The sequence below is a fragment of the Nocardia sp. NPDC057668 genome (assembly GCF_042799795.1).
Classification (GTDB): domain Bacteria; phylum Actinomycetota; class Actinomycetes; order Mycobacteriales; family Mycobacteriaceae; genus Nocardia.
On sequence record NZ_JBHVIC010000001.1, the window covers coordinates 660953 to 682474 of the forward strand.

23 protein-coding genes are annotated in these 21522 nt (G+C 67.9%); 8 read left to right on the forward strand and 15 right to left on the reverse strand.

The genetic code is table 11. The annotated features are described in order from the left end of the window. Positions 1-4: 4 nt before the first annotated feature. Together ACFVBH_RS03160 and ACFVBH_RS03165 are read right to left on the reverse strand one after the other, a co-directional pair. Positions 5-409, reverse strand: a complete 405-nt coding sequence (locus ACFVBH_RS03160; protein WP_378999301.1) for a hypothetical protein — start codon at positions 407-409, stop codon at positions 5-7. Positions 410-489: 80 nt separating this feature from the next. Beyond that, on the reverse strand, positions 490-1209 hold the full coding sequence (locus ACFVBH_RS03165; RefSeq protein ID WP_378999303.1) for an SDR family NAD(P)-dependent oxidoreductase: 720 nt from the start codon (positions 1207-1209) through the stop codon (positions 490-492). A gap of 102 nt (positions 1210-1311) precedes the next feature. On the opposite strand from ACFVBH_RS03165, the gene ACFVBH_RS03170 reads away from it, so the two are divergent. Then, positions 1312-2157 carry a helix-turn-helix transcriptional regulator gene (locus ACFVBH_RS03170; RefSeq protein WP_378999305.1) on the forward strand — a complete coding sequence of 282 codons (846 nt, stop codon included), beginning with the start codon at positions 1312-1314 and terminating at the stop codon, positions 2155-2157. Here the strand turns inward: ACFVBH_RS03170 and ACFVBH_RS03175 are convergent. Further along, positions 2123-3043 carry an SGNH/GDSL hydrolase family protein gene (locus ACFVBH_RS03175; protein WP_378999308.1) on the reverse strand — a complete coding sequence of 307 codons (921 nt, stop codon included), beginning with the start codon at positions 3041-3043 and terminating at the stop codon, positions 2123-2125. The two genes, ACFVBH_RS03170 and ACFVBH_RS03175, sit on opposite strands and share 35 nt — an antisense overlap. A 117-nt stretch (positions 3044-3160) precedes the next feature. Between ACFVBH_RS03175 and ACFVBH_RS03180 the strand changes: the two genes are divergently transcribed. Then, on the forward strand, positions 3161-4540 hold the full coding sequence (locus tag ACFVBH_RS03180) for an acyl-CoA dehydrogenase family protein (protein ID WP_378999310.1): 1380 nt from the start codon (positions 3161-3163) through the stop codon (positions 4538-4540). A 6-nt stretch (positions 4541-4546) separates the two neighbouring features. Here ACFVBH_RS03180 and ACFVBH_RS03185 read toward each other — a convergent pair whose 3' ends face one another. The 3 genes from ACFVBH_RS03185 to ACFVBH_RS03195 form a co-directional block, all read right to left on the reverse strand. Continuing rightward, positions 4547-4948: a PPOX class F420-dependent oxidoreductase gene (locus ACFVBH_RS03185; protein ID WP_379001566.1), complete on the reverse strand. Its 402-nt coding sequence runs from the start codon at positions 4946-4948 to the stop codon at positions 4547-4549. 197 nt (positions 4949-5145) lie between these two features. After that, positions 5146-5748, reverse strand: coding sequence for a LemA family protein (locus tag ACFVBH_RS03190; protein ID WP_378999312.1), 603 nt, complete (start codon positions 5746-5748; stop codon positions 5146-5148). After that, positions 5745-6599: a DUF3137 domain-containing protein gene (locus ACFVBH_RS03195; protein WP_378999314.1), complete on the reverse strand. Its 855-nt coding sequence runs from the start codon at positions 6597-6599 to the stop codon at positions 5745-5747. The genes ACFVBH_RS03190 and ACFVBH_RS03195 overlap by 4 nt, the downstream gene beginning before the upstream one ends. 144 nt (positions 6600-6743) lie before the next feature. Between ACFVBH_RS03195 and ACFVBH_RS03200 the strand changes: the two genes are divergently transcribed. The 3 genes from ACFVBH_RS03200 to ACFVBH_RS03210 all read left to right on the forward strand — a co-directional run bounded on the left by ACFVBH_RS03200 (position 6744) and on the right by ACFVBH_RS03210 (position 9795). Continuing rightward, the gene (locus ACFVBH_RS03200) at positions 6744-7478 is read left to right on the forward strand and encodes a pirin family protein (protein WP_378999316.1); all 735 of its coding nucleotides are present in this window, start codon (positions 6744-6746) and stop codon (positions 7476-7478) included. A 140-nt stretch (positions 7479-7618) separates the two neighbouring features. Next, positions 7619-8179: a dihydrofolate reductase family protein gene (locus tag ACFVBH_RS03205; protein ID WP_378999318.1), complete on the forward strand. Its 561-nt coding sequence runs from the start codon at positions 7619-7621 to the stop codon at positions 8177-8179. A 134-nt stretch (positions 8180-8313) separates the two neighbouring features. Then, a complete protein-coding gene (locus ACFVBH_RS03210) occupies positions 8314-9795 on the forward strand; it encodes a DUF222 domain-containing protein (RefSeq protein ID WP_378999321.1) in 1482 nt (493 codons plus the stop codon). Between the two features lie 667 nt (positions 9796-10462). Here the strand turns inward: ACFVBH_RS03210 and ACFVBH_RS03215 are convergent. Genes ACFVBH_RS03215 through crcB (ACFVBH_RS03225) form a run of 3 tightly spaced genes read right to left on the reverse strand, consistent with a single transcriptional unit; the run spans position 10463 to position 12159 of the window. After that, positions 10463-11269 carry a CPBP family intramembrane glutamic endopeptidase gene (locus ACFVBH_RS03215; RefSeq protein WP_378999323.1) on the reverse strand — a complete coding sequence of 269 codons (807 nt, stop codon included), beginning with the start codon at positions 11267-11269 and terminating at the stop codon, positions 10463-10465. A 48-nt stretch (positions 11270-11317) separates the two neighbouring features. After that, entirely contained in the window at positions 11318-11680 is a 363-nt protein-coding gene (gene crcB, locus ACFVBH_RS03220; protein WP_378999326.1) for a fluoride efflux transporter CrcB, read from the reverse strand. Beyond that, a complete protein-coding gene (gene crcB / locus ACFVBH_RS03225) occupies positions 11680-12159 on the reverse strand; it encodes a fluoride efflux transporter CrcB (protein WP_378999328.1) in 480 nt (159 codons plus the stop codon). The genes crcB (ACFVBH_RS03220) and crcB (ACFVBH_RS03225) overlap by 1 nt, the downstream gene beginning before the upstream one ends. 271 nt (positions 12160-12430) lie before the next feature. Here crcB (ACFVBH_RS03225) and ACFVBH_RS03230 point away from each other — a divergent pair, with 271 nt between their 5' ends. The 3 genes from ACFVBH_RS03230 to ACFVBH_RS03240 all read left to right on the forward strand — a co-directional run bounded on the left by ACFVBH_RS03230 (position 12431) and on the right by ACFVBH_RS03240 (position 14753). Further along, positions 12431-13063, forward strand: coding sequence for a hypothetical protein (locus ACFVBH_RS03230; protein ID WP_354986187.1), 633 nt, complete (start codon positions 12431-12433; stop codon positions 13061-13063). 9 nt (positions 13064-13072) lie between these two features. Then, the gene (locus ACFVBH_RS03235) at positions 13073-13774 is read left to right on the forward strand and encodes a hypothetical protein (protein WP_378999331.1); all 702 of its coding nucleotides are present in this window, start codon (positions 13073-13075) and stop codon (positions 13772-13774) included. A gap of 73 nt (positions 13775-13847) precedes the next feature. Further along, the gene (locus tag ACFVBH_RS03240) at positions 13848-14753 is read left to right on the forward strand and encodes a LysR family transcriptional regulator (RefSeq protein ID WP_378999333.1); all 906 of its coding nucleotides are present in this window, start codon (positions 13848-13850) and stop codon (positions 14751-14753) included. Between the two features lie 66 nt (positions 14754-14819). Here the strand turns inward: ACFVBH_RS03240 and ACFVBH_RS03245 are convergent, their stop codons facing one another. The 6 genes from ACFVBH_RS03245 to ACFVBH_RS03270 are packed head-to-tail and all read right to left on the reverse strand — an operon-like array spanning position 14820 to position 21518. Then, positions 14820-15851 carry an aldo/keto reductase gene (locus tag ACFVBH_RS03245; protein ID WP_354986184.1) on the reverse strand — a complete coding sequence of 344 codons (1032 nt, stop codon included), beginning with the start codon at positions 15849-15851 and terminating at the stop codon, positions 14820-14822. Then, positions 15848-16891, reverse strand: a complete 1044-nt coding sequence (locus tag ACFVBH_RS03250; protein WP_354986183.1) for an aldo/keto reductase — start codon at positions 16889-16891, stop codon at positions 15848-15850. The genes ACFVBH_RS03245 and ACFVBH_RS03250 overlap by 4 nt, the downstream gene beginning before the upstream one ends. 8 nt (positions 16892-16899) lie before the next feature. Then, entirely contained in the window at positions 16900-18093 is a 1194-nt protein-coding gene (locus ACFVBH_RS03255; protein WP_378999337.1) for an acyl-CoA dehydrogenase family protein, read from the reverse strand. Positions 18094-18127: 34 nt separating this feature from the next. Further along, entirely contained in the window at positions 18128-19768 is a 1641-nt protein-coding gene (locus ACFVBH_RS03260; RefSeq protein WP_378999339.1) for a dipeptide ABC transporter ATP-binding protein, read from the reverse strand. Then, positions 19768-20568 carry an ABC transporter permease gene (locus ACFVBH_RS03265; RefSeq protein WP_354986180.1) on the reverse strand — a complete coding sequence of 267 codons (801 nt, stop codon included), beginning with the start codon at positions 20566-20568 and terminating at the stop codon, positions 19768-19770. Before ACFVBH_RS03265 ends, ACFVBH_RS03260 begins: the two co-directional genes overlap by 1 nt. Beyond that, positions 20565-21518, reverse strand: a complete 954-nt coding sequence (locus ACFVBH_RS03270; RefSeq protein WP_354986179.1) for an ABC transporter permease — start codon at positions 21516-21518, stop codon at positions 20565-20567. Before ACFVBH_RS03270 ends, ACFVBH_RS03265 begins: the two co-directional genes overlap by 4 nt. Positions 21519-21522: the final 4 nt, after the last annotated feature.

Sequence of the window (21522 nt, forward strand, 5' to 3'; positions counted from 1 at the left end):
GGAATCAGCGCCGGGGAGCGGGCTCGACCCAGCGGCGCAGGGCGTCGATGGTCGTCTCCGGAGAGGTGTTGAAGCACAGGCGGGTTCCGGGTGCGACCTCGACGAGCGCGTTGACCAGGCGTTCGAAGAGCACCGTGTGCTCGGCCGCCATGCGCACCCCGGCGCCGATCATCGCGGCCCGGAACTGTCCCCGGGACAGGCACTCCCGCAGCGTCACCTCGGCCGCGGCGGGATCGGCCGGAAGCAGGCAGGAGACCAGGTTGAAGCCGGCGTCGCGCAACGCGGCTTCACCGGCCGCGATTCGCGCCGCCAGCGCGTCCTCGGTCAGACCGGGATAGCGGCTGTAGTCGACGGCTCCGGGATGCAGGCCGATCGACAGCACCGCGTCGCTCGAATCGTGTTGTGCCATGGGAGGGTCCTCCGGTGTGGTCGAGATGGTGAACAGTGCCAGGCCCAGGGCGGACAGCACAAATAGCGTGATCGCGGCCCTCACCACGGGACGGGTCCGTTCCGATCGAAGAAGCCGCCGGTGGGGCCGTCCGGCCCGATGCCCGCCAGTTCGACGATGGCGTCGGTGCCCTCCCGCAGGGACTGAAACCCACTGTGCCCGTTGAGATCCGTCGCGGTGTAGCCGGGATCCACCGCGTTCACGCGAATATCACCCAGGGCCAGGGCGTACTGGGTCGTGAGCATGTTCAGGGCGGCTTTCGTGGCGGGGTAGCCGAGTGTGGGCCGCACCAGGTCCTTCCAGCGCGGGTCCGTGGTCGTCGCGATCGAGCCCATACCGCTGGAGACCATGACGATGCGCGGGTTGGCGGCGGCGCGCAGCAGCGGCAGGAAGGCCGTGATCACCCGGATCGGGCCGAACACGTTGGTGTCGAAGACCGCTCGCAGGTCCGCGGCGTGGGTGTCGGCGGGGTGCGCGTCCGGGCCCGCGACAGCGGCGTTGTTGATCAGCACGTCCAGGCGGCCCGCCGCGGCGCGAACGATCCCGGCCGCCGCGTCCGCCGAATCCTGCGAGGTCACATCGAGCGGGATGTAGCTCACCGGCGCGCCATCGGCGGACAGTTCGGCGGCCGCGGACGATCCGAGCGCCTCGTCGCGGGCAGCGAGGAAGACACGCCACCCGGATACCGCCAAGCGGCGCGCGGTTTCGCGTCCGAGACCCTTGTTCGCCCCGGTCACCAGGGCGATCGTCGTTGTCGTCATGGATGTCACCCTCGCGCCCGCGGGCCGGCGTCACCAGGGCCTGATCGGCATGGGACCGCCGGTACCACCCCCGCGCGGCGATCCTGCGGCACGATGGACGGGGTGGACAGGGCTGAACTGGCGGGCGTGCTGCGGACCGCGCGCTCGCGCCTCACACCCGCGGAAGTCGGGCTGGCGGGCGGATTTCGACGACAGGTGCCGGGGTTGCGGCGCGAGGAGGTCGCGCAGATCGCCGGGCTCAGTGTGGATTACATCGTCCGGCTCGAACAGGGGCGCGGGCCGCGACCCTCCGAGCAGGTGTTGCACGCGCTGACCCGCGCGCTGCGGGTGAACGACTCGGACCGGGATCTGATCTTCCGGCTCGCGGGTGGTGAGCCGCCGCAGGCGGGGCGGATCCCCATGACCATCCGGCCCAGCGTCATGCGGCTGCTGGATCGGATGGCGGACCTGCCCGCGCTCGTGCTGTCCGCCAAATCCGATGTGCTGGCGTGGAATCCGCTCGCGGCGGCACTGTTCGGGGGTTTCTCGGCGTACCCGGTCGGCGAGCGAAATCTGCTGTGGCAGCGATTCCTGGGCGCCGGGCCCGGCCCGACGGTCACCGACACCGAGGCGTCGGACGCGGCCGACTGCGTGGGCTGCTTGCGCACCGTCCAGTCGAGGTATCCGCATGATCCCGGGTTGTCGAGTCTGATCACCGAGTTGCGCTCGCGCAGCGCACTGTTCGAGACGCTGTGGCTTTCCGGTCGATCGGGCCGGCTGCGCAGCCGTTCGGCCACCATCGTGCACCCGGTCCTCGGCCCGCTCGAGCTCGACTGCGAGGCGCTGGTGATCCCGGACGCCGATCAAACCGTCATCGTGTATTCCGCGGCCGCGGGCAGTGCCGCGGCGACCGCGCTCGAGCTGCTCGCTCGCCCTACGACCCCGCACCCTTCAGCTGCTCCACGATGATGCGCGCGAAGTTCGCCTCTCCCAGGCCCGTCGGGTGCAGCGGCACCAAGCCGTCCTGGGGGCGGCGGGCCACGATTCCGTTCACCCAGTTCTCGAGGGGCTCGCAGCCGTCGTGGCCCACTCCCGGGCCGATGAAGTCGACGAACTCGGCGCGGTGTTCGGCCGCCAGGGTGCGGGTGAGGTCCGCCATGCGGTCGATGAGGTCCTGCAGGTAGGTGGCATCGCGGGGCCAGACCGGCTGGGTGGGGCAGCCGCCGTCGCGGGTGTAGAGGGCGTAGCTGGTGATCAGGATGCGGGCCTTCGGGGATTTCGCGTGGATCGCGTCCAGCACCTCGGCGATCTGCGGGCCGGTGGCGTCGATCGCCTGGGCGCCGCGGTCGATGCCGTCCGCGGTGAGGCGGTCTCGACAGGATTCGCCGGCCGGCTCGGGAGTGTTGTTCACGCACTGGTTCGCGATGGTGAGCAGGCCGGCGTCGTTGCCGCCGATGGTGAGGGTGACCAGGGTGGTGTCGGGGGTCAGGGCGTCGAGTTGGATCGGGACCTTCGCCTCGGCCGACCTGCCGGTCTGCGGTGTGGTCAGGATGTTCTCGGTGCGCGCGCCGCTGCAGGTGACGTCGCGAAACGTCTTGACGCCCAGTTCGTTCGCGACCAGCTGGGGGTAGTTGACGGCGCTGCGAAAGCAGGGATCGCCCATACTCGGCGGCGATATCCCGGGGCCGGCCGCGAAGGAATCGCCCAGTGCTACGTACTCCCCCAGCAGCGCGCTGTTCACCCCCGGCTCGTCGGAGGGTGACGGTTCGGACGAGCAGCCGGACACGATCGCGGCGGTGACCGTCAGCGCGGCCAGGGCGGCGTGAGCGCGGGTTCGCGAGGAGGACAGCCACATGCCGACCACCCTAACCGGGTGAATTCCCGCCTTTTCGCTGCCGCACGGCGAGCAGGCGTACCCGGGAGATCCGCGCCGGCCGTGAATCAGACCGTGCCGACTGGGTATCGCCCCCTCGTGACCTTCGACTTGACGCCCACCGCCGCGCAGCAGGATCTGGTGCGCAGAGTGCGGGATTTCACGCAGGAATGCGTGCGGCCGGTGGCCGCGCACTACGACCGTGCCCAGGAGTTTCCCTGGCCGGTTCTCGAGGAGGCGGCCGAGCGGGGGTTCTACAGTCCGCTGTTCTATCGCGATCTCATCGGCGATCCCACCGGGTTGTCGCTGCCGATGTTCATGGAAGAGCTGTTCTGGGGTTGCGCGGGAATCGGATTGGCGATCGTCATGCCCGCGCTGGCGCTGTCGGCGATCGGGCAGGCCGCCACACCCGAGCAGATGTTGCGGTGGGCGCCCGAATGTTTCGGCACACCCGGGAATCTGAAGCTGGCCGCGCTCGCGATCTCGGAGCCCGAAGGGGGCAGCGATGTGCGCAATCTGCGGACGCGTGCGGTGCGCGACGGCGACGACTGGGTGATCGACGGGCACAAGATGTGGATCGGCAACGGCGGCATCGCCGACGTGCACGTGGTGAACGCGGTGGTCGACGAGGAGCTGGGGCATCGCGGTCAAGCGCTGTTCGTGGTGCCGGGCGGGACGCCGGGGCTGGAGCTGGTGCGCAAGCTGGACAAGCTGGGGTGCCGGGCCTCGCACACCGCGGAACTGCGGTTCGACCGGGTGCGGGTGCCCGCCGATCACCTGCTCGGCGGGGCCGACAAGCTCGAGCACAAACTGGCGAAAGCGCACGCGGCCAACGGGGATGGCGGGCGGACGAGTTCGGCGACGCTGGGCACGTTCAACCAGACCCGGCCGATGGTCGCCGCGCAGGCGCTCGGCATCGCCAGGGCGGCACTGGAATACATGACCGACTACGCCAATCGGCGGGAAGCGTTCGGCGCGGCGATCATTCATCATCAGGGCATCGCATTCCCGATCGCCGATCTGGCCACGCGCATCGACGCCGCGCGACTGCTGACCTGGCGGGCCGCGTGGATGGCGGCCAACGGGGTGCCGTTCGAGCGCGGTGAGGGGTCGATGGCGAAGCTGGCGGCCAGCGAGGTCGCGGTGGACGCCACCGAGCGTGCCATTCAGACCATGGGCGGCTGGGGATACATCACCGACCATCCGGTGGAGAAGTGGTATCGAGACGCGAAGCTGTACACCATCTTCGAGGGAACCAGCGAGATTCAGCGCATGGTGATCTCCGGCGCCCTGGGCGCGGCCGACGGCAAACCGCCGCTGCACTTCTCGCTCGAACCCTCCGGCGGATCGTTGAACCGGAAGTTCGGCCGCGGCACCGAGATGCGCACCAAGGCGGCCTCGGCCGCCCTGACGATGAAGGATCGGATGCCGCAGCCGATAGTGAAGGCGGCGATGCGGTTGTTGCGCCCGCCGCGCTGAGCCGTGTCAGAAGCGGCTGTGCACCTCCGTCGGGGTGATGCGGACGATGACCCGCTCGGCCGTGTCGGTCGCCGCGGCGGGGTTGAAGTCGTTGAAGCTCTTACCGGTGAACTTGCGCGACACCTGGTCGGGCAGCACACGATCGGGGTCGGGCTCCAAACTGACCGTACCGCGCACCTCGGCGTAGACGTACTGGTTCTCCGCCGGGGTGATCATGACGGTGGCCCGCGGATCCCGCGCGAGGTTGCGGTACTGCTGCCGCGTCACCGCGGTCGAGTACACCAGGTCGTCCCCGTCCCGAATCAACCACACCACGGTCAGATGCGGCTGCCCGTCCGCCCCGATGGTCGCCACGGTCCCGAAGACCTTGGACTCGTCGATGTGCCTGCGCAGTTCTTCCGAAAGCATGCTCACCCCGCTGGGCAACACCCCCCACCCCGAAACAATTCCCGCATGCCCGCGGCTACCCGATGAAACCACGACTCGTGGCTCCGCTCCCCCGGACACCCAAAAGCATTCCGCCACAGGCAATTCATACACGCTGGGAGCTGGATCTCGCGTTGACGAGGCCCTGGCCGGAGGCATGTGGCGAACCGGTGTGGTGGTCAGACCGGGCGGTCGGGTGAGCGGAACAGGGTGGCCACCGGGACGGCGGAACGGGCATCGGGGGTCGTCAGGTCGAAGTATTGGGCGGGGAGGACGTGGTGGAGGGTGGCCACGACGGTCGCGGGGATCGACTCGATCTTCGTGTTCAGGGCTCGGACGTTCGCGTTGTAGAGGCGGCGGGTCGCGGCGATTCGGTCCTCCGCGTCGCCCAGGTCGGATTGCAGGGACAGGTAATTGCGGATCGCGCCGAGGTCGGGGTACTGCTCGGCCACGGCCGACAGACGGGACAGGGCGTTCGTCAGGGCGGTTTCGGCGGTGACGACGCCGGTCACTTCCGAACCGGCAGCGGATGCGGCGGCGGCGTTCACGCGGGCCGCGGTGACGGCTTCCAGGGTGCCGCGTTCGAAGGCGGCGGCGCGTTCGGCCGTGGCGACCAGATTCGGGATCAGTTCGTGGCGGCGCTGCAGTTCGACATCGACCTGCCGCCAGGACTCGGCGACCAGGTTCCGCAGCCGGACGAAATCGTTGTACACGGCGAAGTACCACAGGACGGCGATCACAACGACGGCGATCACCACGAGGACGGTGACGGTGGTGCTCATGCGATGGTCCCTTCCGAGTGCGAGCCGGACAGCGCCGGGTACGAGTGGGTGGCGGGGGTGCCGTGGTCGGTCCAGACGAAACGCGGAATGCCGTCGGCGAGGGCACGCATCACCGCGTACACACCGGTGATCTCGTGCGGCCGATTGCCCAGCGTGGTCACGGCGACCAGCAGGTTGCCGACGATCTCGAACTTGGTCACGGTCACCGCACCGCCGTGGGCGCGGGCCAGCTCGAGCAGTGTGTCGATCGTGCGCGGGGTGAGGACCGCGTGCGCGAACGCCGGGTTCTTCGAATAGACGAAGAATCGGCGATTGAAGTCCGCCGATTCGAACTCCACCCGTCCCCCGGTGGTGATGTCCACCGTGGCGCCCATCGTCAGCCGGGGCAGTGCGGCGGGCAGCTCCACGACGAAGACGTTTCGATAGTGCGTGCTGACATTGATGCGGTTGTTGTGCAGCCAGGTGAGATGGAAGAAGCTCGCCGGGTAGTCGCCGACCGTGCCCCGCATGGTGTCGCGGACGCGAAACCGCCGGGCCCGCCCGATATTGAACGGCGGGAAGTCCCAGGTGGGCACCGGCCACTCCGATGTGCGCCGATACTCGAACCCGTTCCCCCGCGCCCAACCCTCGGTCCACCGTTTGCGCAGCGATTTCACGATGATCCCGGCCGGCAGGAACGCGAGCAACGGCGTCGCCGGCAGCAGCAACCACGAGAACGGCCGGCCGTGGTCGTGCCACCACCGATACTGCACGAACACCAGCGCCACGAAAGTCATCGCTGTCAGCACGTTGAGCGTCGGCTGCCGCGACCACACCGCCTCATCCGATTCCCGATCGGTCACACCGCTCACAAGTCCCCCTCCCCACGACCGCCCCTCCCGGACGGTCGCAACGATTCTCTCAGGGGCCCGCAATGCAATTTCGGTGCCGGACGCGGCTGCCCCGGGAATAGCGGGCAACCGATCGGCATTGCAGCCGACGTCGAAAGGTTGCAGATGTCCGAGGTGAAGGTGGTGCGCAGCGCCGAGCGGGGACGGTGGCGCAACGAGTGGCTCGAATCACGGCAGTCGTTTCCCGCGACCGGCAACTTCGACCACGCGCGGTACGCGCACGGGATGCTGCTCATTCACAACGAGGATTTCGTCGACGCCGGGGAGGGCTTCGACACCCATCAGCACCGGGACACCGAGATAATTACCTGGGTGCTGGAAGGAACTGTCGTACACCAGGACTCGCAGGGGCATTCGGGGTTGATCCATCCCGGGCTGGCACAGCGGATGAGCGCGGGGACCGGAATCCTGCATTCGGAGAAGAACGGCGCGGGCCGGGCGGAGCGGCAGCGGCTGCACGTCGTGCAGATGTGGGTGCCGCCGGACACACCGGGGAGTACACCCGGATACCAGGAGATGGACATCGGTGATGCGCTGCGGCGCAACGAATTGCTGACCGTCGCCTCCGGCATGGAGCGCTACCGCAACGACACAGCGATCGGTCTCGGCAACAGGTTCGCCGCCTTCCACGCGGCGCGCCTGGACGCCGGGTCCGCGATTCAGGTACCCGACGCGCCACACGGGCACGTGTTCATCGCGCGCGGCAGCGTCGAGTTCGAAGGGTCCGGCATCCTCGAACAGGGTGATGCGGTGCGGCTCACCGCGACCGGCGGACAGCAGGTACGCGCACGCACCGACGCCGAAATCCTCATCTGGGAGATGCACGCGGTCGCGGTCTGAATCCGAACAGCGAACACGACATTCGCTGCGCCTGGCGCGATTTCCCCCGCCTCCTGCGTACATTCGTGATGATCGCGATCCGGCCGGGGGTCTCGTCCGCCTTCGACCGACTCACACCGCCAGTCGCCGAGGAGCCACCGATGCTGCCCGTGATCTACTCGATGAGTGTGTCCCTGGACGGTTTCACCGCCGGTCCACACGACGACATAAGCTGGACAGCACCGGATCCCGAGCTCATGCGCTTCCACAATGAGCAGACGCGGCAGGTGGCCGCGCACGTGTGCGGCCGCAAACTGTACGAGACCATGCTGGTTTGGGAGACGGCCGAGCAGACCATGACCGAGGCCGACGACCTCGAGTTCGCGCGCATCTGGCAGCCGATTCCGAAAGTGGTGTTCTCCCGCACTCTGAATGCTGTGCGCGGCAACGCCCGGCTCGCCACAACGGATCTCGCGAACGAGCTGAACGCGCTGTGCGATCGGCCGGGAGATGGCGTGGTGGCCATCGGCGGAGCGCAGCTCACCGCCGCGGCCATTGCCGAGGATCTGATCGACGAGTATCGGTTGTTCGTGTGCCCGGTGATCATCGGGAGTGGGACCTCGTACTTTCCGCCGCTGCCGCAGTCGCTGGAATTGCAATTGCTCGAATCGCGGACGTTCAGTTCACGTGTGGTCTATCTGCGATACGGGCGTGTGAGGTGAGTGGGGCGCGGGGACGCGTTTATTTGCGGCTGCTGAACATCCGTGCGGTTCTGAACTGTGACTAGGTCTGAATATTGTTGTATCACAATGGGATTGGGCTATTGCAGGTTGCTATCGAGGAGTAGAATGGGGGTATGAATTCGGGAGGGGAAACCACCATCGCGCAGAGTGTCACCGCACACGCTGCCATTGTGGAGAACCTGCTCGAATCGCCTCTGTTCTCGTTGCCCGATGCCGAGTTCATCGAGAAGATGCAGGAACTCGAAACCAGTTTCCGCATGCTCGAAGCGGTGAAGCAACGCTTCGTCCTCGAATGCGGTGTGCGGGGGTTGAACACGCAGGCCGGAGTGAAGAGTCTGATCGTGTTTCTGCAGCAGACCTTGCGGATCTCCCATTTCGATGCCGCGACTCGGGTGCGGAACGCGGACCGGCTCTCGACCGTGTCCGAAGGATCGGTTCAGCGCCCGCCGGTGTTCCCGCACATCGCCGCCGCGCAGCGCGCGGGAGAGATTTCCGCCGATCATGTGCAGGCGATCGTGAAGGTCCTCGATCGGATCCCCGCCAGCGTGGAACCGAAACTCAAGGAACTCGCTGAACGCTCCCTGACCGACTTCGCGCGCACCGGCGACCCCAAAGGCGTGACCACACTCGGAGTCCGAGTCCTGGCATACACCGACCCCGACGGGGTGCTGACCGCGGACAACGACCGGCAACGCATGCGCGGGATCTGCATCGGGCGTCAACGCGCGGATGGGATGTTCCCGATCTCGGGTTTGCTGACCCCGGAGTTGGGTGCGGTGTTCCTGCCCATGTTCGCCAAGTTCGCGCGCCCCGGCATGTGTAACCCCGATGATCCGGACAGCCCGCACACGACCGCGCAACTCGGGATCGACACCGAAACCGAAACCGACGACAGTGACGCCGATGCTGCCACCGTCGCCGCTCGGAACGTGTTGCGGGCCGCTGCCAAGCGTGATCACCGCAGCGAAGCCCAGCGCAATCACGATGCGTTGCTGCGGTTCCTGCACCCGGACATGGGTCCCACCAAGCTCGGGTATCACCGGGGCCTGCCGGTCTCGACCGTGGTCACCATGCGCCTGACCGACCTCGAACAGCGCACCGGGCTCGCTACCACGAACACCGGTGGCACCCTCTCGATCACCGAAGCGATCACGTTGGCCGCGCGTTCCACCCCGTACCTGGTGATCGTGGATGCCAACGGCCGCCCACTGCACCTCTCCCGCGGTCAACGCCTCGCCTCGGCAGAACAGCGCCTCGCACTCACCGCCGTCGAACGCGGGTGCACCCGCCCCGGATGCGACGCACCCGCCACCCGCTCCGCGGTCCACCACATCACCGAGTGGGCTGATGGCGGCGACACCGACATCGAGAACCTGACCTTCGCCTGCGACGCCTGCCACGCACAGATCAACACCGGCCCGAACGGCTGGAAAACGATCGTCATGCCGCCCGATTCGGAGCATCCGGGCAAGACGGGGTGGATTCCGCCACCGCATATCGATCCGGCTCGTAGACCTCGGGTGAATTTCCGTCATCACCCGCGTGTGCCGAGTCCTTCGGGTGTGCCGGGTATCCCGGCGCGGCGACTCTGCTAAAGCGCCGCCCTACAGCCGGAACCCAAACCCCAAACCCCAAAGCCCAACCCCAAGGGCTGAGAGCGGCATCGGTGTTCACTCCAGTGGCCGACGTAGCCGAGACCCGCACGCACCCTTCGCGTTCCAGCGGGGTTCGGGAGGACAAGCAAGTACAACGAGGCAGTGCTGGTTACTTCGCCTGCCGTACCCGATTTCGGCTCCCCAGCTGGGAGCCTGTTCGCCCTTCCAGCCTGGCTGGATGGCCGTGGGAACCTTCTCGAGACCTACAGACAAAGACTCGTCATCTCTGAATGCTGGTTCTGCCCGAGGTGGTGATTGTGCTGAGCGATAGTCGATTCGAGGCTTGCTTGTACCCCACTGGTGGTGGATTCCGTTTATCGGCCCGGTAGGGCCGGTACCGCCGTCGAGGCTCCCAACCCGGGCCCGGCTGGTATTCCGTTATCCAGGCTGCTTTGCCTCGGGAGGGCTGGAACCGCAGTCGAGCCTCCCAACCGGTCCCCGCTGGAATTCCGTTATCCAGGCTCCTCTGCCCCGGGAGGGCTGGAACCGCAGGCAAGTCCCCTACCGCACAACGCTGGTATGCCGTTATCCAGTCGTCCCGAACCGCAACCGCCCACCCAACGCTCCGATTCCCCCGAAACCCAGCCACGCATACCGAACAGCCCCCCTACCTGCCCGCCCCTGACACACCCCCACTCTCACTCTCAATGTCACGCCGCTTGACGAACAAGACGATCGCCAACACCGGATAAACCAACACCGGCAGCAACGTCCCCACATACGACTGCTGATCCGCCACCACAGCACTCCCACTGAGCAGCGCGAAATCGAACAACCCGTGAATGACCGAGTTCAGCGCATTCCCCCCGGACACACGCCGAATCAGATAGAAGAAATACCCCGCGAGACTGACCATCACAGCCTGCGGCAGCGCGGAGATGCCATGCCCGACAACATTCGTCAGATGCACAGCACCGAATATCACACTCGACCACAGCGCTACGCGACCTTCGGTCAGCCCGTGCCGGCGCAATACGGTGACGCCGATGCCCCGGAACATGCCCTCTTCGCCCCAGCCGACGAATTGCGTCGCCAGCAATAGAACGGCGACATACACCCAGCCCTTGTCCGCGAGAGCGCTGTAGTCGATGCCGAGAGCGATGGCGATGACAAACGCGATCGGCACCACCCGCACCCACGGCCGCACGGGCCGATCGTCGTGCAGCACCGGCCGCAGCCAGCCCAGATACGCGGCAATGCCGTAGGTGAAGGCCAAGGCCACGCCGAGTGGGATGATCATGCCGAAGAAGACGCCCCGGGTGGTGAAGAAATCATCTTCCCCGGAGAGTTTCGACAGCAGAATCCCGCCGCCCTGGATGATCACGAGGTAAACGACGACGATCGCCGCGAAACCCAGGTAGGTCAGGCGACGCGCAGGCCGCTCCCGCGGCGGTACAGCGGATGTTGTGCCCATTCAGCAAAGATAATGCCGTCCGGTCTGTAAGAGTGGCTTACTCGCCGACTAACCCCACAGCGCATGGGTGACGGTGTAACCCGCAACGGCGGCGATAAGCCCGGCTACGACGCTGACGATGACGTAGACAATCGCCGGGCGATAGGCGCGCTGCTCGGTCAGGCGAATCGTCTCGTAGCTGAAAGTGCTGTAGGTGGTGAAAGCGCCACAGAATCCGGTTCCCGCCAACAGCATCCAGGATTGCGCGAGACCCGCGCCAGTGAGCGCGCCCAGCAGTAGGCAGCCCGAGATGTTGACGATTGCTGTGCCCCAGGGGAATCGGCTCTCATGGCGGGATTGGATGGCGCGATCGAGCAGGTAGCGGGAGGGTGCGCCGAGCGCGGCGCCGAGGATTACCAGCAGTGCGTCCATCAGATCGTCTCCGTCCGGATGGACCGTGCGGCGTAGCGGGTGAGAATCAGCGCGCAGGCGGTGGCCGTGAGCGCTGCGGTCAGGGTGCCGATGAGGTAGGCCGCGGCGGTGACGACCGTGTCCGGATTCAACAGTGCTCGAATGTCGTTGGCGTAGGTGGAGAACGTGGTGAAGCCCCCGAGGATTCCGACGCCCAGGAATGGGCGGACCAGGGGGTGCGCGGGGCGGATTTCGGTGATGACGACCATCAGCACACCCAGCAGGAAGCTGCCCACCACATTGATGACGAATATCGCCCACGGGAATCCTCCGGCGGGGGCAGGCCAGACGAGGGTGAGGCCGTATCGGCTCAGTGCGCCGAGTGCTCCCCCGGCTGCGATGACGGCGAGCACAGCGCCGTGTGTTCCGCTGATTTCACGCTTCTGACCTGCATCGGTCGCGTCGAAATCGGGATCGATGGGCAATGGTTCGCCGGGCATGACGTCTCCTACTCCATGGCCGCGCACGCGGATGTGGGGTAGGGACTGTTGGCGGAGATTCCCGCGGTTGTTCCGAATCCAGGTTCGGAGCGGCGAGCCCCACCGCCGCGAGATCGATCCTAGACCGGGTGCTGCCGGACGCTGCGCACGGCCCTCGAGGCCGGGCGTTGCGCTCGGATCGAATCCGATGCCGAGATCGTGTCGGGCGCGGGATCTACGATTGCCCAGGGCCCGAGACGATGGGTTCGGAGAGATCGATGAGGAGCCGATTGTGTCGGACACGTTCGTGGTTGCCGCGCGAATTCCCATGGGGCGGGATGCTTTCGAGCGCTGGCTGGAAACACCCGCACCGGAGCCGGCGGTGATCGAGAATGCCGGCGCCATGTTCGACGGCTGGTTCTGGGATGGGAAGGCGGCCGATTGGGGGCAGGCCGAGGTGGGAGTCACGCCGCGCGAGTACTTCGCGGATTGTTTCGGGGAGGACACCGGCGGGCTCACCTATGTGCTGACCTATCGGGACGGGGCCCTCGAGGCGTATCTCATGCACTTCGGATTCTGTGAGTCGAATATCTACACCGCGCTGCTCATGCTCGCCGCTGCGGGACGGATGAGCGCCTCGGACGCACCGAGTACGGTGCTGTTCTGGGCCGAGACCAGCGGTTCGATGTTCGCGGCCGACTCCACCGGGTGGCTGGCCACGCTGTCCGTGGGAACCGCTGGGGCGCGGTTCGCGGCTGATCTCGATCTCACGCGCACGATCGCGGATCTGCGGGTGGCCGAGGGCAGCTATTTCGATCTGCTCGTGCGGCTGGCCGAGGCCGAGGAATCGACGGGCGAGTCGAGCAGCACCGCGATCGCCCGGGATCCGCGGTACGTGGATGCTGCCGTCCTCGCTCGGGGCTGAGGCACGCGCATGTCACTGCACGTCGTCGAGGACCTGATCGAACAGTCGATCCGCCTGCTCCACGCCGCCTCCCCGAAAGATGATCGCCGCGTACGCGAACGGATAGCCACGCTGTATCGCTACCAGGATGTCTACGATTGCTCCTTCACGCACTTCCGGCTGCTGGACATCCTGCTCGAGCGCGGCTTCACCCATCGTTTCGAGCTACGACAGCACCCCGAATACAGCGGCCGCGCAGACTACTTCGAGCAGCTCACCGAATTCACCGCGCTGGCCGAGATCGACCCGGAGGAAGATCCCTCGGGCTGGCTCGAAGACGGCTACGTCGATCCGCCCCACCTGTACTGCGATGCGGGAACCGCGCTGTGGCGCACAATGATCCAGGCCGGGCAGATCACGGGCTCCGCTGCCGAGCCGCTCGCTCCGGCACCCCTGGCCGAGGTCGTGCACGAGGTCGTGCGTGCCGCAGAGGATGCCGGCGACGTCGAAACCATTGCCCTGTGGCACGCGCTCGGGTGGCACGGCATCACCGAGGACGCCTGGCTCGATCATCCCCGAGATGATCCGGCGCTGGCCGCTATTCGCGATATCGCACTCCGCACCGGGGCCACGACCTTCGAGCTCGCGAGCGGATATCGCCCGACGCCGGCGTATTACGAGGATGACCCGATCGAAGCCTGGTGGTTCGGCGACGACACAGAATCGCACTGATCCAAAGCATGTCCCGCGCGCTCGCTCGCGCCGAAGATCAGGGTTCCAGCACGGGGGCGAAAGCGAGGCAGACGTGTACGACATCCGACGTCTCATCCTGTTGCGGGACCTGGCCGAACACACCACCATGACCGCGGTCTCGGAGCTGCACGGCATCACCACCTCGGCGGTGTCCCAGCAGTTGCGGATCCTGGAGGAAGAGGTCGGGACGGTTCTCACCCGTCGCGAGGGCCGGGTGCTGCGCTTGACTCCGGCCGGGCGGGTGCTGGTCGATCACACGTCCCGGGTGCTGGCCGCGCTCGAGGAAGCCGAGAGCGCGGTGGCGGCGACCGCCGAGCAGATCAGCGGTGTACTCACCCTGGCCACCTTCCGCACCGCTCAGGTCGGATTGGCGCTGCCGGTGGTGGTGCAGCTGCGCGAGGCATATCCGCGCTTGCGTGTGCGCGTGGTGGATCTGATGCCGGTGGATTCGGTGCCCGCGGTGCGCCAGCAGGAAGTGGATCTGGCGATCACCTATTCGTATTCGTTCCGCACACGGGATCTGCCGCTGGGCATGGCCTCGGAGTTCCTGTTCAGCGATCCGCTGGTGCTGCTCGCCCCGGAAGTGTTGCGCGAACGCGTGCTTCAGCACGGTCTGGCGGCCGTGCGGGATGCGGACTGGATCACCGCTCGCGATGGCGCGCCCTCGATCGCGTCGGTGCTCTACGCGTGCCGGGAGTCGGGCTTCGCGCCGCGCATCGAACATCGCAGTGCCAGTTTCGAAGCCATGGCCGAGATGGTGGATTACGGCTTGGGCGTGACCATCGTGCCGCAGATGTCGGTCGCGCCCGAGCATCACCATCTCATCGCCTGCCCGGTGGCCGGGGGCAGCCGGCAGATCGGGGTGACCTACCGGCGTGCTTCCCTGGAACGCCCCGCGGTGGCGGCGGCCATTCACGCGCTGCGCGCGATCGCCCAGCCCCTGCAACTGGCCGGCTGAGCAGGGGCCGAGCGATTGCGCTGCCGTCGGACGGGCGGCGCGAGGCGAGATCGCGCCGTACGCCGATCAGCTGCGGCGCAGGGCGGGGTCGGCCAGCGCGTCCGGGATCTTGCCGCTGTCGCGCTCGTGGAACAGCGTTCCCGGCGGAACGATGTCGTCGATGCGATCCAGGATGTCGTCACCGAGCACGACTTCGGATGCCTTCAGATACGCGGTCAGGTGGGCTTCGGTGCGCGGTCCGATGATGGCGGAGGTGACGTCCGGGTGTGCCAGGACGAATCCGATGGACAATTCGATGAGCGAGAGCCCGGATTCCTCGGCGAGCACCGACAGTGCCTCGGCGGCAGCCAGTTTGGCGGCATTGTGCTCCGATGCGATGTCGAAGCGGCCGGGGATGAGATCGGCGCGGAAGGATTCGGGCTGCTCGGCGCCCACCCGGTAGTTGCCCGAGAGCCAGCCCGCGGCGAGGGGGCCGAAGGTGATGACGCCCAGTCCGTATTCACGGGCGATGGGCAGGGTCTCGCGCTCGATGCCGCGCACGAGCGGGGAGTACGGAACCTGTTCGGTGGCCGGGCGATTGAGTTTGCGGCGGTCGGCCACCCACTGCGCTTCGATCAGCTCACCGGGCGAGAACACCGAGGTGCCGTAGTACCGGATCTTGCCCGCGCGCACGAGATCATCGAGCGCGCCGATGGTTTCGTCCACCGCGGTCACGGTTTCGGGGCGATGCACCTGGTACAGGTCCAGGTGGTCGACGTCGAGGCGGCGCAGCGAATCCTCCACCGCGCGCACGATCCAGCGGCGGGAGTTGCCGCGGTGGGTGAGGTCGTCGTCCACGATCCCGTGGAATTTGCTGGCCAGGATGATCTGATCGCGCCGCCCGCGCAGCGCCTTGCCGACGATGATCTCCGATTCCCCGCGCGAATAGGTGTCGGCGGTGTCGATGATATTGATTCCGGCATCGAGTGCCCGGTGGATCAGGGCGATCGATTCCTCATGGGTGGTCTTGGCGCGCGCGCCGAAGTTCATGGCGCCCAGGGTGAACGGGCTCACGCGCACGCCGGTGCGGCCCAGGGTGCGCAGGTCGGAAAGGCTCATCGGACGGCTCCAGACAGGGTGCGGCGGCGGGTGCGGGAATCGGTGAGCGAGGGCGGCAGATAGCCCTCGTCGGCGGGGCTGATGGTGACCCCGGGCGCGACGATCTCATCGATGCGGTCCAAGACGTCGGCGCTGAGCTTCACCTGCACCGCGTCGAGCTGGGTTTCGAGCTGTTCCAGGGTGCGCGGGCCGATGAGCACGCTGCTGACCGCGGGGTGCTGGAGTACGAACGCCAGCGCGAGCTGCACCAGGGTGAGCCCGGCGTCGTCGGCGAGCACGGCCAGCTGCTCGGCGGCGGCCCGCTTGCGCTGATTGGCCGCCAGCGCCGGATCGTGCCGGTGCGGCTGGCGGGTCAGGCGGCTGGATTCGGCGGCTTCCGCACCCGGGCGGTAGCGGCCCGAGAGCCAGCCGCCGGCGAGCGGGCTCCAGGTCAGCACGCCCAGACCGTATTTCCGGGCGATCGGCAGGGTGGCGCGCTCGGCGCCGCGCGCCAGGATCGAGTACGGCGGCTGTTCGGTGACCGGCGGTTGCAGATTGCGGTCGTCGGCCACCCATTGCGCGGTGACCAGCTGATGCGGCTCGAACGTGGTGGTGCCGTAGTACCGGATCTTGCCCGCGGTGACCAGGTCGTGCAGTGCGCGCAGTGTTTCCTCCAGCGGCACATCGGGATCGGGCCGGTGCACCTGGTAGAGGTCGAGGTGGTCGGTGTTCAGTCGGCGCAGGCTGTCCTCGACCGCGCGCACGATCCAGCGCCGCGAGTTGCCACGGCTGTTGGGGTCGTTGCCGATCTGCCCGTGGAACTTGCTGGCCAGGAACACATCGTCACGCCGGCCCGCCAGGGCCTTGCCGACGATGGCCTCGTTCTCGCCCTGCGAATACACATCGGCGGTGTCGACGACGTTGATTCCGGCGTCCAGCGCGCGGTGCACGATGCGCACGGCGTCGTCGTGGTCGCGATTGGCCCAGGCGCCGAAGTTCATGGCGCCCAGCGCGAGTGGGCTGACCAGCACGCCGGTGTGGCCGAGATAGCGCAATGTCATGGGGGAATTCACTTTCTGCCGGAGTCCGGCGCGACGGGGGCGGATCGGGCGATGGCCGCCCTGCCCAGACCGGTGATGACGAGATCGCTCTGCGGGGAATGGATTCGGCCGACCATGGCGTCGCGGTGGTGCCGTTCGAGCGGATGCCGCCGGTCCAGTCCGGGATTGCCGGTGAGGTCCAGGGCGGATTCGGTGACCCGGATCGCGGTGCCGGTGGCAACGTGCTTGGCCAGCCCGGGTAGCGGGGTGTTCTCGTCGGCGGCCAGTTCGGTCACGGCCCGGCGCAGCAGCGCACGGCTGGTGAGGACGGCGGCTTCGATCTCGCCGACGCGATCGTGGAAGCGCGGCACCGTCGCCAGGGATGCCCCGAGCGCGGTCGGCACCCGGGTGTGCAGGTACGCGGTGAGCCAGTCCCGGGCGGCGATGGCGACGCCGTTGTAGTTGGCCGCCAGCAGTATCGGCAGCGCCTGCCGCGCGGGACGCGGCCCGGGCGCGCCCGGCTCGCGCAGTTCGAGCAGCCGGGAGTTGGGCACGACGGTGCCGTCGAAGATCACCGATTGGGTGTCCGAGGCGCGCAGGCCGAGGTGATTCCAGGTGGGCTCGATGCGCCAGTCGGTGGCGGTCCGGTCGAGCAGGAACATCGCGATGCGGGGTTCGGGATCGGCGGTGCGGGTGGTGACGGTGAACCAGGTGAGCCCGGAAACACCGGTGGCGTACGCCTTCTCGCCGTCGATGCGCCAGTCACCCGAGGGCAGACGGGTGGCGGTGGTGGCGGGCAGGCCGCCGCGGGCCAGACTGCCCAGCTCGCGTTCCACCGCGAAACCGTTGAAGAGCGCGCCCTCGGCCGCGGCCGAGCGCAGTACCGCTTCCTTGAGATCCTCGGGCCACGGACAGTCCTCGCGAATCAAGCCGAGATGGTTCACGAAGTTCCACTGCAGGATCAGCCCGACCGAGGGATCGGCCGCGCCGATGCGCTCGATCACCTCGACTGCTTCGGCCAGACCCGCGCCCCGTCCGCCGAATTCGACGGGGACGGTCAGGCCCGGCACGCCGGCCTCGCGCAGTGCGGCGAACGAATCGGCCGGGAACACCGCGGCGCGGTCGTAGCGTTCGGCGTTGCCGGCGACCACCGCGAGGGCGGCCGCGAAGGCGTCTTCGTCCAATCCGGTGGCGGGGGTGGTTCTTTCGGCTACCGCGGTCATGGGCGGGTCACCTTCCTTCTCGTAGCGTGGGGTATCAGGCCCGGACCAGTTGCGGCACGGCGGTGTCGACGCCGGGCACCGCGGCCAGCAGCTCGCGGGTGTAGTCGGCGCGCGGGTCGGTGAAAACGTCGGCGACCGTGCCGGTTTCGACGACCCGGCCCGCGCGCAGGACCGTCACCTCGTCGGCGATGAGCCGGACCACGCCCAGGTCGTGGGTGATGAACAGATAGGTCAGGCCCTGTTCGTGCTGGAGATCGACGAGCAGTTGCAGGATCTGGGCCTGCACCGAGACATCCAGGGCCGAGACCGCCTCGTCCAGGACCAGAATCCGCGGCGACGCGGCCAGCGCGCGGGCGATCGCCACGCGCTGGCGTTGCCCGCCGGAGAGTTCGGCGGGCTTGCGGTCCAGGAACTTCCGGTCCAGAGCCACCGCGTCGAGGAGTTCGCGCACCCGAGCCTTGCGATCGGCGCCGGTGGCCAGTCCCAGCGCCGCCAGCGGTTCGGCGATGATCTGCCCGACGTCGAATCGGGGATCCAGCGACGAATACGGGTTCTGGTGCACGAACTGGATACGGGTGCGCACCGGGCGGAATCGCCGCCGGGACAGGCCCGTGACGCGCTGGTCCTCGACCCAGATGTCCCCGGAGTCGGCGGCGGCGAAACCGACCGCGATGCGGGCCACGGTGGATTTGCCCGCACCCGACTCCCCCACCAGGGCGTGGGTGGTGCCCGCGGTGACGTCGATGGAGACGTCGTCCACCGCGCGCACGCCCCCGAACGACTTGCTCAACTCGTGCAGGCGCAGGATCACCCGCGGTGACTCCTGGTCGCCGACAGCCTTCTTCGGTGTCGCGACCGAGGGGGCGAGCCGGTCCGCGTGCGCGGACGGTGCCGCCGCGATCAATCGGCGGGTGTACTCCTGGCGTGGGTCGGACAGGAGCTCGGCCGTCGGCCCCTGCTCCACGATGCGCCCGTGTTGCATCACGATCAGCCGATCCGATCGCTCGGCCGCCACGCCGAGATCGTGGGTGATCAGCAGCACGCCCAGTCCGAGCGTGACCCGCAGTTCGGCCAGCCGGTCCAGGATGACCTTCTGCACGGTCACGTCCAGCGCCGAGGTCGGCTCGTCGGCGACCAGCAGCGCGGGATCGCTGGCCAGCGCGATGGCGATCAGCACGCGCTGTTTCATCCCGCCGGACAGCTCGTGCGGGTACTGCCGGGCGACCCGTTCGGGATCGGCGAGTCCCGCCAGGTCGAGTTTGGCCAGCACCAGTGCGCGGCCGGTTTCCGAATCGACGCGGCGGTGCAGGCGTACCGCCTCCAGGATCTGCGCGCCGACCCGTTTCACGGGATTGAGCGAGGTGCCTGGATCCTGTGGGACGAAGCCGACGAAGGGCCCGCGCACCCGCGCGAGTTTGCGGTCGCGCCAGCCGCGGGTGTCCTGACCGTCCAGTTCGAGCGCGTCGGCGCGAACCTGGGCCTCGGGCGGCAGCAGATGCAGGGCCGCGTGCACGGTGGTGCTCTTGCCGGAGCCGGATTCGCCCACCACCGAGACGAATTCGCCCGGTCGCACCGCGAGCGACACCCCGTCCACGGCGGGCGCCGCGCTCGCTCCGCGGCGGGTTCGATAGCGCACGCGCAGATTGTCGATGCGCAGCAATGGTTGTTCGCTCATCAGGAGCCTCCCAGCGATCGTCCGATGCGGTTGGTGGACAGCACGACCACGGCGATGAGCACGCCGGGCAGGATCGAGATCCACGGGTAGGTGGCCAGGAAGTCGCGGCCCTCGGCCACGGCCAGACCCCATTCCGGTTGCGGCGGCGGCGCACCGTAGCCGAGGAAACCCAGCGCGGCCACGGCCAGCACCGCCGAACCGCATTCCAGGGCGGCCAGAGCCAGCACGGCGGCAACGGAATTGGGCAGCACGTGCCGCCACACCACCCGGCCGAAACCGGCTCCGGACCCGTACGCGGCCTCCACGTAATCGCTGCCCGCGACCTTGAGCACTTCCGAGCGCATCACCCGCGCGAACGCGGCCACCGCCGAGATGCCCACCGCGACCGCGATATTGATCGTGCCGTAGCCGAGGGCGGTGACCACGGTCATGGCCAGCAGCAGACTCGGAATCGCCAGCAGCACATCGACGAATCGCATGACCACCGCATCCACCCGGCCGCCGATGAATCCGCTGAACAGGCCGATCGCCGCACCGATCACGAATCCGAGCGCCACCGCCAGCAGCGTGGCGCTGACCGTGGTCGCGGTGCCGTGAATGGTGCGCGAGAGCAGATCCCGGCCCAGTCGGTCGGTGCCGAACAGGTGGTCCAGGCTCGGCGCGCTGAAGCTGGCGTCCGAGTCGCCCTCGTTGGGGTCGTACCCGGTGAACCAGGACGGCAGCAGTGCCCACAGCACCACGACCCCGATCACGGCCCAGGAAATCGCCAGTCCCAGCGGCACCCGCCGCAGCGCGGTCACGACGCGCTCCCGGCCCGCAGCCGCGAACGCAGCCGGGGGTCGAGCACCGGATAGATGAGATCGACCGCGAAATTGACGGTGACGAACACCAGCGCGGCGAAGACCACCACGGCCTGCACCACCGGAACGTCCTGGGTGCGGACCGCGGTTTCGGTGAGCCGGCCCAGCCCCGAGCGCGAGAAGATCGTCTCCACGATCACCGCGCCCGCGAGCAACTGCCCCAGGGTCACCCCGGCGATGGTGAGCGCGGGCAGGCCCGCGTTCTTGAGCACATCGCGCACCAGGACCTGGAAACGGGTGGCGCCCTTGGCGACCGAGACCGTCACGTAGCCCGCGCGCAATCCCAGATCCAGGTTCTTGATCAGCAGTTGCGCGATCGGCGCGGATACGGGGATCGCCAGGGTCACCGCGGGCAGCACCAGCGCGGCCGCGCCCTCGTTGCCGATCGGCGGGAACCAGCCGAGCTGGAACGAGAACACTTGCAGCACGGCCAATCCCACCAGGAACACCGGAACCGACACCCCCGCCGCCGGAACGGTGGCCAGCAGATCCGCCAGCCATCGGCTGCGGGTGTAGGCCGCGGCCAGGGCCACCGTGAACGCCAGTGCCACCGCCAGTACCAGGGCGACCCCGGCCAGCAGCGCCGTCTGCGGCAACACCGACAGGATGAGCGGCCACACCTGCTCGCCGGTGCGGGTGGAGATGCCGAAATCACCACGCGCGGCGTCGAACAGGCGGTTCAGGTACTGGCCGGCCAGGTTGTGATCGAGGCCGTAGTACACCCGCGCGTCGTGCTTGTCCTGGGCGGTCATCATCTCGCCCTCGGTGGGGTTGAACAGCATGTCCACCGTGTCGTACGGCAGGACGTACAGCAGCAGGAAGGTCACCGTGTACGCGCCCCACACCACGAACACCGCCTGCCCCGCCTTGGCGAGCACATATCGGGTCATCGCC